General features: G+C 49.1%; 16 protein-coding genes. All 16 read right to left on the reverse strand.

Going from position 1 to position 12759, the window contains the following annotated elements:
• The coding region (locus GF404_05095) for a SufBD protein (protein MBD3381556.1) at positions 1-771 on the reverse strand (771 nt) is incomplete at its 3' end.
• Positions 768-1511: an ATP-binding cassette domain-containing protein gene (locus tag GF404_05100; protein ID MBD3381557.1), complete on the reverse strand. Its 744-nt coding sequence runs from the start codon at positions 1509-1511 to the stop codon at positions 768-770. The genes GF404_05095 and GF404_05100, both read right to left, overlap by 4 nt.
• 3 nt (positions 1512-1514) lie before the next feature.
• Positions 1515-1799: a hypothetical protein gene (locus GF404_05105; GenBank protein ID MBD3381558.1), complete on the reverse strand. Its 285-nt coding sequence runs from the start codon at positions 1797-1799 to the stop codon at positions 1515-1517.
• Positions 1800-2042: 243 nt separating this feature from the next.
• The gene (locus tag GF404_05110) at positions 2043-2681 is read right to left on the reverse strand and encodes a methyltransferase domain-containing protein (GenBank protein ID MBD3381559.1); all 639 of its coding nucleotides are present in this window, start codon (positions 2679-2681) and stop codon (positions 2043-2045) included.
• Positions 2682-2694: 13 nt separating this feature from the next.
• Entirely contained in the window at positions 2695-3849 is a 1155-nt protein-coding gene (locus GF404_05115; protein ID MBD3381560.1) for a hypothetical protein, read from the reverse strand.
• 51 nt (positions 3850-3900) lie between these two features.
• On the reverse strand, positions 3901-5139 hold the full coding sequence (locus tag GF404_05120) for a glycosyltransferase (GenBank protein MBD3381561.1): 1239 nt from the start codon (positions 5137-5139) through the stop codon (positions 3901-3903).
• On the reverse strand, positions 5136-6086 hold the full coding sequence (locus GF404_05125; GenBank protein MBD3381562.1) for a hexose kinase: 951 nt from the start codon (positions 6084-6086) through the stop codon (positions 5136-5138). Before GF404_05125 ends, GF404_05120 begins: the two co-directional genes overlap by 4 nt.
• A 24-nt stretch (positions 6087-6110) precedes the next feature.
• The gene (locus GF404_05130; protein ID MBD3381563.1) at positions 6111-6485 is read right to left on the reverse strand and encodes a hypothetical protein; all 375 of its coding nucleotides are present in this window, start codon (positions 6483-6485) and stop codon (positions 6111-6113) included.
• A gap of 24 nt (positions 6486-6509) precedes the next feature.
• Entirely contained in the window at positions 6510-7022 is a 513-nt protein-coding gene (locus tag GF404_05135) for a hypothetical protein (protein ID MBD3381564.1), read from the reverse strand.
• A 14-nt stretch (positions 7023-7036) separates the two neighbouring features.
• On the reverse strand, positions 7037-7324 hold the full coding sequence (locus tag GF404_05140; GenBank protein ID MBD3381565.1) for a coiled coil domain-containing protein: 288 nt from the start codon (positions 7322-7324) through the stop codon (positions 7037-7039).
• A 43-nt stretch (positions 7325-7367) separates the two neighbouring features.
• Positions 7368-8144 (reverse strand): PRC-barrel domain containing protein, encoded by a 777-nt coding sequence (locus tag GF404_05145; GenBank protein ID MBD3381566.1) that lies wholly within the window; start codon positions 8142-8144, stop codon positions 7368-7370.
• 29 nt (positions 8145-8173) lie between these two features.
• Positions 8174-8572 carry a hypothetical protein gene (locus GF404_05150; protein ID MBD3381567.1) on the reverse strand — a complete coding sequence of 133 codons (399 nt, stop codon included), beginning with the start codon at positions 8570-8572 and terminating at the stop codon, positions 8174-8176.
• Between the two features lie 73 nt (positions 8573-8645).
• Positions 8646-10127 carry a BON domain-containing protein gene (locus GF404_05155; GenBank protein MBD3381568.1) on the reverse strand — a complete coding sequence of 494 codons (1482 nt, stop codon included), beginning with the start codon at positions 10125-10127 and terminating at the stop codon, positions 8646-8648.
• 32 nt (positions 10128-10159) lie between these two features.
• Positions 10160-11092, reverse strand: coding sequence for an ATP-dependent DNA ligase (locus GF404_05160; GenBank protein ID MBD3381569.1), 933 nt, complete (start codon positions 11090-11092; stop codon positions 10160-10162).
• 8 nt (positions 11093-11100) lie between these two features.
• Entirely contained in the window at positions 11101-12096 is a 996-nt protein-coding gene (locus GF404_05165) for an ATP-dependent DNA ligase (protein ID MBD3381570.1), read from the reverse strand.
• A complete protein-coding gene (locus GF404_05170; GenBank protein MBD3381571.1) occupies positions 12096-12719 on the reverse strand; it encodes a DNA ligase in 624 nt (207 codons plus the stop codon). Before GF404_05170 ends, GF404_05165 begins: the two co-directional genes overlap by 1 nt.
• Positions 12720-12759: the final 40 nt, after the last annotated feature.

The following is a 12759-nucleotide window of genomic DNA, read 5'->3' on the forward strand; positions in this document are numbered from 1 at the left end:
ACCCTGATCCTGGATGATCTCCTTGCAGTCGACATGACCACGGGCGTATTCGGCTTCGGCCACCAGTGTATTGTGCACCTCGGCCCGGGCAGTATCCCTGACCGCTATCTTGGAGGTCAGCACGCCTCGGGCATGATGACCCTGGAGGTAACCGCTCTCCTTGATCCTGATCAGGTCATCCGCCTGACCACTGATACGGGTGATCATCTCGAGCACCGATTCCGCCGCGCAATAGCTTTCATAATCAATATCAATCAGCCCCACCCGGCCCTTGATCAATTCGAACTCGGTCTTGAAATGCGCTTTTTCATCAATATGCACTTTAGCCCTGGGATATACCTTGATCCCGCCTTTGGGACTGTGTACATGTTTTTCGAAATATGAGTAGCGTGCATTTTTGCCGATCCTGATATTGGCATCCATGATATGCTGGACATCGACCGCCATCGGAAACACGCAATGAGCCAGAAGAGATATCTCCGCGCCGTCTTTGATATCGACTTCCATCAGAATCCTCTGGATTCCACTTTCAGCCATCATGCCGAAACAGAGATGCACCGGCTTTTTTATGACCGTCCCGGCGTCGACGATCATATGCGCCCGGATACCGTCATCGAGCTCCTCGGTCTCGATATTCAAACCCGGCACCGCATTCATGCCGAGAATTTTGTTCTTGTCTATCGACAGATGAGCTGTTTCTGGATCCTGCAGGTTCGGGTCGCTTCCGGTGTAATCGTAGAGTGTATTTATCAGAGATGTGTCAGCACTCATACCTCTCCTCCAATTTCAGCAGGTTTCGGCAGATTCTTATGATCGCAGGGAATACATTTGCCTTCGAAATAAGCCTGTATTTTACCCACCGCGCCTTTGTCGACCATCTGCCCGTTGCAGAGCAGAAAAGCATGTTCGGCCTGCTTCAGAACAGACAGGCTATGCGTGATCAGGATTACGGTGGTGCCGTTTTGCTTGAGCACTTTGACCGCGTCGAAAATCCGTTCGATAGACTCGATATCGATTCCCGAATCAGGTTCATCCAAAATCGCGATCCTCGGCTTCATAGCCAAAATAGAAGCCAGCTCCAGCTTTTTACGTTCCCCGCCCGAGAGAGTCTTGTCTACCGCGCGCGTAAGATAATCATCGGGGGCGAGACCAACTTCGTTCAGGACTTTCGAGGCGACACCCAGGTCACCATTACCGCCTGAAGCGGTCAGAAGATCGCGGATCTTGAGTCCCTCGAAACGGGCCGGCTCCTGCCATGCCAGGGTAATTCCTAATCTGGCTCGCTCGTCTATATCGAGATTTTTAATCGATTTATCTTCGAAAACTATATCGCCCTCGAAATGACGATAACCGGCAAGACCCATGATGGTCGATGCAAGAGTTGATTTTCCGGCACCGTTGGGACCGACCACGGCATGGACATGACCCTCCCAGAAATCAATATTGAGACTGTTGAGGATCTGTTTGTTGCCCAGCTTCAGGCTGATATCTTTTAATTCAAGAATTCCCATCAGCTACTCCAGTTCGGTGATATCTTTCTCTGTAAAAAGATAAGTCTTGAGCTCATCGTGCCAGCCATCCATATTGCGCCTGAGCCATTCGATGGTCATGCAGGCGTGCTCGATCTCCTCGTCACGATTGTGCGCCAGCACTTTTTTCAGATGCTGGTCGGAGGTGACCTCAACACGTTGATGGTACCAGTTTACGGCTTCAATCTCCTCTTTAAGGCTGTTAAGAGCACGCGCAATATCTTTGGTTTTCGATGACAATTCGTTTGTCGGTTCATGGTAATCTGACATCTCGAAACCTCGCTTATCTTATTTTCTTTGTCTAATAGAATGATTATGGGCATCAATTGTTCAAAATCTTTCTGATTTCTGAAAAGCCTGTGTAACAGGTACATTCCATACTAATCTCAGTCAGAACAACAGCAACAGTACAGATAGAGAGAACGCTCTTATAATCGTATCGGTTTTCAAATTTAGATAATCGATATGTACAGTTGACATAATCACCTCCCCTTAAAAAAATAGAGTAATGAGTTACTTTTTGCGGGCGACAGCCTCGGCAAAAGCATGCTGATGCGGTTCGCCGTGAGTGTGGTCTGTAGTCTTGTATTCTTCGTAGTCCAGGATATCGAATTTATCTTTGAGAATCCGGTTGAGTTCATCATTGTCGAAATAGTGCTGAATGGCTTTTGATAATTCACTGGCCTGTCCGGAATCACCATTGTAACCGGGATCATCGACCGTATGCACCTTGACAAACAGGATTCCATTTTCTTTTAAGCCGTCATGGATTTCACCGAGGAAACTATCCAGGTAGCCTTCGGGAAAATGATCGAATATCGTAACCGCGCTGATTAAGTCGAAGAAATTACGCGGTACAACGAAATTCCGGACATCATCCACGAAAGTTTCGACATTCTGATCAAGCCCGTGTTGCAAGGCATTTTTGTTTAACTGTTCGATGCCTTCTTTCGACTGGTCAACAGCGATAACTTTCATCCCGAGCTCGGCCAGGAAAAGGCTGTTGCGGCCATCCCCGCATCCCAGGTCAAGAGCATTGCCGCCGATATTTTCCTTCAACACAAATTCGCGCATGCGCTGGTTGGGAACCTTCCCGAAAGCATGCTCTTTACCAGCATAGTAATCATTGAAAAAATCTGTTGAGTCCGACATAGTATACTCTTTCTCAATAGCGCATGACCGCGGCCAGCATCGATTTTTCCGGCATTTCCTCCATATCGAGAAAATGCACCCTGCCACCGGAAGTCAACGTGTTGACTGCGGCGCTGTCGATCAGGTCAACATTCCGACTCTTGTCCTGCGGCTGGAAGATGACATCATGCCAGTTCCTGTCGTAGCGCCCATAGATGCGCCGGTCTTTTTGCACGAAGAGAGTATGAATACGGTTAACGTAGGAGGCCTTTATCACTTCCTGAAGTTCATTGACCGCTTTACCTGTTCCGGACAATCGATTGTACTGCTCCATATCTTCTTTCAGGTCTTCTTCTGAGAGCGATTCGACCGCTTCCAGGCTGCGGCGATGGAGTTCGTCCTCGCTCAGATCATCCGGATTGACATCTACTGCCCGATCCAAAAGATACTGGTAGGAATTGGCCTTACGGTAAATGCCTATCAGATGATCCAGGCCGACTAACAAAAGCGGCAGGTTTCTGTTATCCAGAAATGATGTTACCGCGTTTTCGGCCTGCTGAAAGAAGCGCAGAATCTCCTTTTTATGCTCTTCATCTCCCTGGCCACCATGGCCGTGAAAGATCTCGGAATCACCGCCCTCTGAAGGTGCGTTGGAGGTGTGGTGCTGAAGCTGTTGCTCGATATCATCGTACTTTAGAATATCTTCGATATCAGTTGCCACATCACCCAGGTCAACCTGCTCCATCCCCAGCCGATCAGCCAGGTAAAGCCTGAAATCTTTCTGGCTTAAAGCCAGTATGGCGATCCGGTGACCATCAGCCACCAACGGCAGAATCTGTTTGAGGTGGAAACGGTGCGAGAGATTTATGCTCTCCTCGACCTTGAGAGGTAACCTGTATATATAGTTTTCATTTTCGGACAAAAACAGCGCCAAGCCGTCTTTCTGGTAGCGCCAGAAGTTTGTATTATCCAGGAGACTGCGAGCCGGATCGAGGATTTTACCGATTTCGTTATCACGCAACCCTTCCTGTTTGAGTCGGTTCTCGGCTTCGGCCAGCATGTTCTTCAACCGAATCTTGTTCTGCTCTGTCTCCCGACCCGCTTTTTCAGTCGGTATACAAATTGAAAGACACAATTCCTTCCGGCCTTGTATAAGTTTTTTAAGCATTTCATCGTCTATAAAACTCATGATGCACCTACCTTAGTGTTGCGCATTAAAGAAATATCTGTATATGTAAATTCAGGACAACGCGCTCTTGTCCACTGTATAATTAGTATGGAAAGCTGAAATTAAATCCAGATATTGCTCGAGATAGCGGGTCAACAGGTAATGCTTTTCCACTTTCCTGCGCGCTTTTTGACCCATCTTTTCAGCCTTTTTACGGTCTTTGACCAGTTCCACAATACGGAGTGCGGCTTCATCAATATCTTCCACCAAAAATCCATTTTCGCCATTATCGATTTGATATTTGATTCCGCCCACATTGCCTCCTATCACCGGGGTACTTTTCCACATCGCTTCGGCTACTGTCAACCCGAAACCTTCACGTTTGGATTTCTGCAAAACCACCCTGGCCTTTCTCTGGAGGGCATTGACAAGGGCTGTATCCTGGTGACTCATGATAAGTATCCGCTCCTCGCGTTGATTTAGAAGTGATTCGTAAACATCCTCACCTTCCGGATCATCGGTGGCGATATTACCGAGTAGCACCAGGGTACAGTCCACCTCTTTTCTGGCTTTCTTATAAGCCTTGATAACACCTTCAGGATCCTTGAAGCGATCGAAACGCGAGATCTGCACTACCAACGGCAGATCGCAGGGGATATCGTAATGATCCAGCCTCTCCTGCACCTCCTGATCGCTCATTTCCTTATTGGTTATCGAAAACGGGTCGATAGCCGGCTTTATGAAAGTCTGTGGTGTATCAATTTTTTGCTGATATTCTTTTAAGGTCATAACGACTGCATCGTATTTTTCAACGAATTTACGCAGGTAATTCCAGCATTCCTGATGGGGATCACTCATATCGATATGGCAACGCCAGATCCAGGGACCGCGCTTGCGATAGTGATCGATCATCGGAAGTGGCTGAGGATCGTGAATAATTACCAGGTCATGGTCGAGATGATTGCGGATAGCGTTTTGTTTGATGACTGTCTCATAGACCTTCTTCTTCTTGTCAGTCAGGTTGATATCATCGCCCTGAAGCGCGTTGTGCATTTTTTTGGTAACACTGAAATAATCGGGCGAGCCCTGGATCACCCGCCATCCTGTTTTGATCCCAACCGAATTTAGAAGCAGTATAAATGAGGACAGAATCCCTGCCACACCACCACCGTAATAAGTGGCGTTGATATTAGCCACGTGAATATCCCGCAAAGGCCGGGCCTTCTGCCGGATGCGGTCTATCGTCTCCGCTCCCACGAATTCTTCATAATCGTCAACTCTGGCTATTCTGATATCTGTATCTAGCTTCATGATTGTTTACCGTCCTGGGATAGTATCAACTCATAGATTCGTTCGGTATCATCTTTGCGGCATAGCTCCGTCCCCGGAGTCATAACCGCCGCCGCTCCGGCCGCGACTCCATAGGCTACCGCGTCATCCAGGTCGCTACCCGTGGAAAGCTTAAAGACGATTCCAGCGGTCATACTGTCGCCGGCGCCGACTTTGCTCCTGATCGGTACTGTCGGACTGTGAAAATGCCTGCTCTTGTCCTGAGTAACAATGAAACACCCGCCAGCACCAAGAGTAATCACGAGGTTTTCGCTTCCTGTATCTTTTAAAAGCTTATGAGCCGCAACGAGTAGCTCTTTTTCATCAGCAAGGTCTTCTCCACACAGGTCTTTAAATTCCCGCAGGTTACATTTGATTATATATACACCTTCTGTGGCAACACGTCTGAGCGGTTCGCCCTTGGTGTCGATCACCATTCTGTGACCGGCCGGTTTCATTCTCTTTGCCAGGTCGGCATAGAAATCATCCGGGACACCTGGGGGAAGGCTTCCACTGGCTACAACATAATCAACTTCAAGATCATCAGCCGAGACCGCGTCGACAGCCGCCTGACATTCATCGGAGCTCATCTTGATCCCCGGCATAACGAAACGAAACTGCTGATCGGAGCTGTTTTCCGACACGGTTATATTTTCACGGTTTTCGCCCCCTATTTTAAATGGATGCCGGTTGATTTCCTCAGCGCTTAAAAGCTTGTCGAGTAGTTCTCCCCCCGAACCACCCGCGGCGAAGACCGCAATCGTCTCCCCGCCCAGCTTTTTGAGCGCGCGGGAAACATTGATCCCGCCACCGCCGGCCTCGTACAACGGTTGACTGCACCGCATCTTGATTTCAGCCCGTACCTGGTCACAAGAGAAAGAAACGTCGATCGAGGGATTCATAGTCAATGTCAGCACAACAGAACTCATGTTGGCAATTCCTCCGATGAATTACTAAAGTTCGATTACCTTGTTAATCTCATAAAATATGTTATCCACGCCCTGCTTGAATTCAGCCCATTCGTCGGCCGTTACTGTTTTCATCTTGTCGAGCTGTTCTTCGAGATCATCGCCCAGCTCACGAAGCTGTTCTCTGCGGGCACGGATATCCTGGTCGACATCTTCACCAGCTTTTTCGAGTTTCTGGTCAAGTTCGTCAACAGTCGCTTCGATTGAATCGATTCGAGTTTGAATTTCCATTTTCAATTCAGCTTTTTTATCCGCGAGCACAGGCCCGGTCTCGACTTTTTCCTGCTCTTTTTCACCGCAGGCGAAAAACGCCGATGTCGCTGTAAACACAATTAGTAATACAACCGCAATTTTTTTCATTCTCTTAGATCCTCCATGAGTTTATTAAAAAAGGTAGCCGATAGTCACTTTGAAATCGGGTACTGTTTCCAGTTCGTAGCGAGCTTCAAAATTATACTTGCGCTTTTCTCCGATCGGAAGATAGATTCCAGCCAGGATAGCAGCACCTACCCGGATTTCATCGGGCCGGTCCTCATCGCGTTCAAGCTTGGGTTTGTCGATCACGAATGTCGGCGCGCCTCCAATATAAGCCCGGTTGTCGACGATTTCAAATCGAAAATCGGGATAGGCATTGAACACCGTTCGATCATCGCCAAAACCGATATCAAAACTGGGCGCGAACCTTATCCTCGTGCCGAAGTTTATTATAATCGTCTGGGCCCCGAAAACCATCTGTTCCGGGCCCATGCTGAGGCCGACCCGAAATCCCAGGCTACCCTCGAAGACCGGCGACTGCCTTGAAGTAACTTCTTCAGCTTCCTGAGCCGAAAGCGTGACCGCATCCGTTACGGCAATAATCAGCATCAATATCAGAAACCATTGAAATATCTTCTTCATAACCACAGTTCGCTTTACTTGATCTGTTCCAGCGCGTTGGAAAAAGCATTGCCGATATCGTTCCAGGCCTGTTCAGCTCCCACTTTCAGTTCACCATAGGCATCGTCCGACGATTTTTTAATCTCGTCGATTTTCTGCTCGAATTGATCCACCCTTTCCTGCAATTGTTGCAGTTGCTTGGTATACTCGTGTTTGGCATCGGCTTCAGCCTTGTCAGCTCTGGCCTCGAGCTGGGCAATCTGGGTGCGCCAGACGTTAGCCTGTGCTTTTAGCTTTTCGATGTAATCCTGTTTATCTGACATTATATATCTCCTGCCATAGTTAAAATGTTCAATAGTTTACTTGCTAATGACTTTCCCAGTAACGAGGCCGACCGTGAAAATCGTAGAGGACTTCTTCCTGCTCACGATTGATCGGCTGGGCCGGATCGTACTCGGGACTGTCCTTGATCTGCTGACGGGTCATGTCCAGCCTGACATGCACATCCGCCCAGTTGATAGTCTCTATCGCCGGAATCGGGATCAGCACTTTTTTGCCGGGCAACCAGTTTTTGGTTTCCACGACTATATAGCGGATAATCCAGGTATCGTCGTCGACGATAAAATCCTCGAGATGGCCGATGTCGCCGTCGGACGCCTCGATTGTGTATTCACGCACCTCTTTGGTACTGCGCAGATTTGGATCTTTTGGTTTTTCTTCCTCTTCGACCGCACCTTTTTTCTGGTTGGCACGCACGCTGGTCCCCGACTGGTCGCCGACATTGGTGGGAGCGACATAGGCGCCACCCATAACACCGCCGGTCCAGTACGGGCGCATATCGAAGTACTTACTCAGGGCTTCCTCGTGTTGACGAGAAACCGGCTCGTCCTCTTCAATAGAAGGACTGTTTTCGATCTGCTTTTTACTGAGGTTGACCGGAAACTGCTTATCCGACCATTCCGGTTTATCGAGTTGATCAGGTGTAATCAGGATCTTTCGACCCGGCAGCCATTTACCGGTATCTATCACCAGGTAGCGGATTGTCCAGGACTGATCATCAAACAGGAATTCATGAACCTTTCCGAAATTACCATCAGTAGCAAAAACATTGTAACCGTGCAGTTCCTTGACACTGCGTAACATTATAAATCACCTCCGATTTAAATTCAATTTCAGGCCGTGTAGCGCACTGTCAGCGCGACGATCAGGATAATAAACAGCACCCAGAAAAACGTGCCCAGCGCGGCCTGTGCTTCATAGGCAGTTTCAGTTTGCTGTTTGGCTTCCCGGTATGTTCGGGGTCTGCGTGGCGGTACCGCCGCGGCCAGTATCATGGCCACGATCAAACCGATCACCACAAACGGAAGCCAATAGACTCCCCAGAGGGACGGCCCGAAAGGACGCGCCAGCGCGCCCAGAAACCAGGTACCAAGAAATAGAATGAAAAACAGAAACAGCACCGATGGCCAGATACCTGTGCGGCCGGGTCTTTCCCAGCCCATAAACGCCCCCAGTATCAAACTCAACGCGATAGCGACCACAAGAGCTGCTATAAAATCTGCTATAAACATCTAAGCTCACCTCAATTCATTCCCCCGCTACGACATCAGGTATCTAATCGCGGCAGAGGTGATTGAAACTATTTTAATACTGCGGCATGAATGAAAACGGGTTCAGACTGGCCACACCGAGATCATTCAAGACATTCTTTGCGCCGGCTTCGTACGCGTTTTCTTCAGCGCTCATTCGTTCGATCCAGGTGTCGACCTCACCTTCGAGAGTGACCACGCCATTATCCACTTTGATTTCGACTTCTGTTTCTTCGACGAAGGGGCTCCAGTAGAGGTGATGCCAGACATCCTGTCGCAGAGCCCAATCGCTCTTGCGTTCCCAGTCTCCCTGGTAGTCGACATAGTTCACCACATCCACGACACCTTTAACTCGTTCGGCCACGTCCTCGGCGTGCTGTTTTTCGAACAGGCTGTTAACCTTGCCGTTAAGGTACACCATGCCGTTACGGGCATCGACCTCGACCTCATAGAGCTGCAGATACGGATCGCGCAGGATGGCGTCATTTACTTTCTTTTCCAGTTTAGCATTAGTCAGTTCGACTTCGGGGCGGACCTTGATATGATTGTTCACACGCCAGACACCGAGCACATTACTGGCATCTTCGGCGGCCGCGGTTTTCGCCTTGAGGTTGTCGACTTCACCCGCGAGTGTCGCCGCGCCTTCATCAACTGTAACTTCCAGGTTGAATGAATATACACGCGGATCGTAATACAGGGCGTCCTTGATTGCCTGTTTAATGTCCTGATCGGAGACATCTTCATAATTCTGTTTGCGCTTCATGGCATCTTTGGCAAACCATTCAACGTCCAGATTATCGACATCGACTGATTCGGCGCCGTAAACCCAGGCGTCATAGCGAGCCCAGCGCTTCTCCGCCGCGCTTCCGACAATACCATCCAGGTTGACATTGCCGTCGTCGACAGACACTTCGATATCGGCTTCGTCCACCCACACATCGGTATCCAGACGGCGCTTCACATCCTGTTTGATCTCGTAATCGGAACGCTCTTCAGGGTAGTCGATCGTGATCCTGTTTTCGACTTCACGTACACCGATTACGCCTTTGGCGACTGTCGAGGCCAGTTGTTTTTCCTGCCATGATTCGACTTCGCCATCCAGCCTGACAAGTCCATTGTCGACATCGACTTCGATTTCAAAGCCTTCGGTCGCGGGATCATACATCAGAGCGTTATGAACATCTTCATATAATTTTTCATCTGTACGCATAACCGGTTCGACCGTAACCTTGTTGATCACGCCTCGTACGCCCTTGATAGTTTCGGCCACTCGCTCAGCACGATCTCTGGCCAGGATATTGTCAACACTGCCCGTGAGCGTGACTATACCGTCGGTTGTTTCGACATCGATTAAATGCGAGGGCACCGCCTCATCTACCAACAGCTCGGTCTCGACTGCGAGAGAAATATCACGGGCATCGAGCCCTTCCTGCTGTGCCGTTGCCGGCGACGATAACAGCACCGCCAGCATAACTGCCAGACCTGTGGCAATCATCTTGCCATTTTCGATTTTAAGAGTTCTGAATAATTGTCTCATTACAAAAACCCTCCTCTAAGGTATTTGCGTTCTCAATTTGCGAGATCCGACTGTGCTTTGATTTTTCCAATCAATTCAGTTTTCCCTTTCAGGGAATAAGCATGTCGGTAAAAATTTTTAAACGGGTCGTCCTTTTGAGACAGCCTGCGGAATATGTTCTTGATTTTGTACTTCTGCGGACCAAGGTTTGCCTGATCGAGCTCATCCCACTCCAGTGGAGTCGCAACTGGAGCTTCTTCGATCGCCCGGGGGGCATAGGGCATGACACCAGTCTGACCAAAGGAATTCCTGGCAGTATCCAGAAACAGCCGTCCCCCGCGTTCAGATTTGCGCACTTTAGTAGTCAAAAAATCAGGATACAGATCTGCCAGTTTGTCAGCCACCTGGCGGGCGAAATCGCGCACGTAGTCGTAATCCTCATTTCGCTTCAATGCTACCACTACATGAAGCCCGCGCGAACCGGTTGTCATTAAAAACGGCTTCAGGCCGATTTTATTGAGCAGAGCCCGAATCAATCTGGCTCCTTCGACAACCTTTCTGAAATCATTATCACCATCACTCGGGTCGAGATCGAATATCACCCGGTCCGGGTAATCCGGCCTGTCCTTTAAGCTGAGCCAGATATGCGGAGTCAGGCAGGCCAGGTCGGCCAGGTAGATCAGGGTGGTCGTATTATTGCAGACCAGGTAACGGGTTGATCCTCCGCGCTTGTTGTCGATCTCAGCGATTTCCGCTTCATCAGGAATGTTTTTAGGCGCATTCTTCTGGTAGAAGCTCTCACCCTCGATACCGTCGGGAAACCGCTTGAGGGACAATGGCCTGTCTTTCAGATGAGGCAGGATAAATTCCGAGACACGATTGAAATAATCGGCGACATCCTGTTTCGTGATGTTCGAATCAGGATACATCAGCTTATCCGCTCGCGAGATTTCATAATTGTTTATTTGCGCGGTTTTTTCCGCCATTTTGAAGATCATCCTTCCCGACTTACTTCTTCTGCTTTTTTATCGTGTCTGAGTCCTATAAAACGCGGGTGACGGAGTTTGCCGCCGGATGTCCATTCGGTGAACCCTACTTCACCCACCAGTTCAGGTCTGATCCAATGGACTTTTTTGGTGTCGATGTCGCCCTCATCGAAGGGACAGCTTTCACGCTCCATCTTCTTTAAACGACCGCCCAGGTCTTGAAGCAGTTCGTCGTCGTAACCGGTACCGACTTTGCCCGCGTACCGCAGGTCGCCGTTTTCGTAGTATCCAATCAACAGCGCACCGAAACCGATTCTCTCACCTTCCGGCTCGGTAAATCCGCCAATCACGAATTCCTGCCGGTTGACACATTTGAACTTGAGCCATTTCGAAGAACGGCTGTGGACATATTTGCTTTTGGCATCCTTTGCAATCACACCTTCCCAGCCTTTTTCACAGGCTTCGGCATGATACTCCTCTCCATCTTTATTGCGATGAGCGGTGTACCTGATTATGTTGTTGAAACTGAAAGACTGTTTCAATATTCGCTTGCGGTCGCGCAATTGCAGATCACTGATATCGAAACCGTCGACATAGATCAAGTCGAAGAGGTAATAGTAGACTGCGACATTGCCCCTGGACGACTTTTTGGATTCGGCATGCATGCGATTCTGTAAACGCGCGAAGCTTGTCACATCGCCGTCAAAGGCAACTACCTCACCGTCCGTGATGAACCGGCTGACATCCTGGTCTTTTAGCGCTTCGACCAGTTCAGGATAGATATCGTTGAGCTTTCTCTTGTTTCGAGACATGAGCACGACATTATTGTTCCGGCTGAAAGCCAGCACTCGCTCACCATCCAGCTTGCGTTCATAAATCCAGTTTTCATCGGAGAAATGGTCATGAGTAAGCCTCGCCAGCATCGGCTGAGTCCAAACGGGCATTTTCTTTTCCTGTGCCCGGGACTTTTCATCTTTTGTAAGGCTGATGATTGAGTTACTCATTATTTTTCCACCGCCTCGGATTCATCACTGACTATCTGCTTCATGGTCCGATCGCTTAAAACTGACTTGTTTTCGGTCGAGACCGGATTTCTGCGGGCATCCGCCTCATCATCTTTCATCTTAATCATCATCCACTGTTTGCCCTTGTCGCGTTTAGTCTGAATCAGGGCGTAACCACCCGAAAGCTTTTTGCCCTCGAGCCAGATAGTCATTTTGCCCTCGTCATAAGCATCGCTCATAGACTTTTTACCCTCGTCGTTGTCCGCCTCGGCTTTGAGGTTGCGATACGTTCCGGCATCCCAGACCATGACGGTTCCACCGCCATACTGATCCTTTGGAATCACGCCCTCAAAGTCGGCGTATTCAAGCGGGTGATCCTCAGTCTGGATAGCCATGCGCTTATCGCTCGGGTCGGTCGAGGGACCCTTTGGCACTGCCCATGATTTCAGCACACCGTCAATTTCGATTCTGAAATCGTAATGGAGGTTGCTGGCGTCATGTTTATGGACCACGAAAATGCGTCCGTCGGATTTGCGCCGGTCACCGCCGAATGGTTCCGCGGTGCGGTCAAAATCTCTTTTCTTATGATACTCTTTCAGGAAATCTTTGCTTTTATCACTCATCGGTAACTTCTGGTTAATCAGATGCCGGGAAAAACTATTG

This window comes from Candidatus Zixiibacteriota bacterium (assembly GCA_014728145.1).
Lineage (GTDB): Bacteria > Zixibacteria > MSB-5A5 > JAABVY01 > JAABVY01 > WJMC01.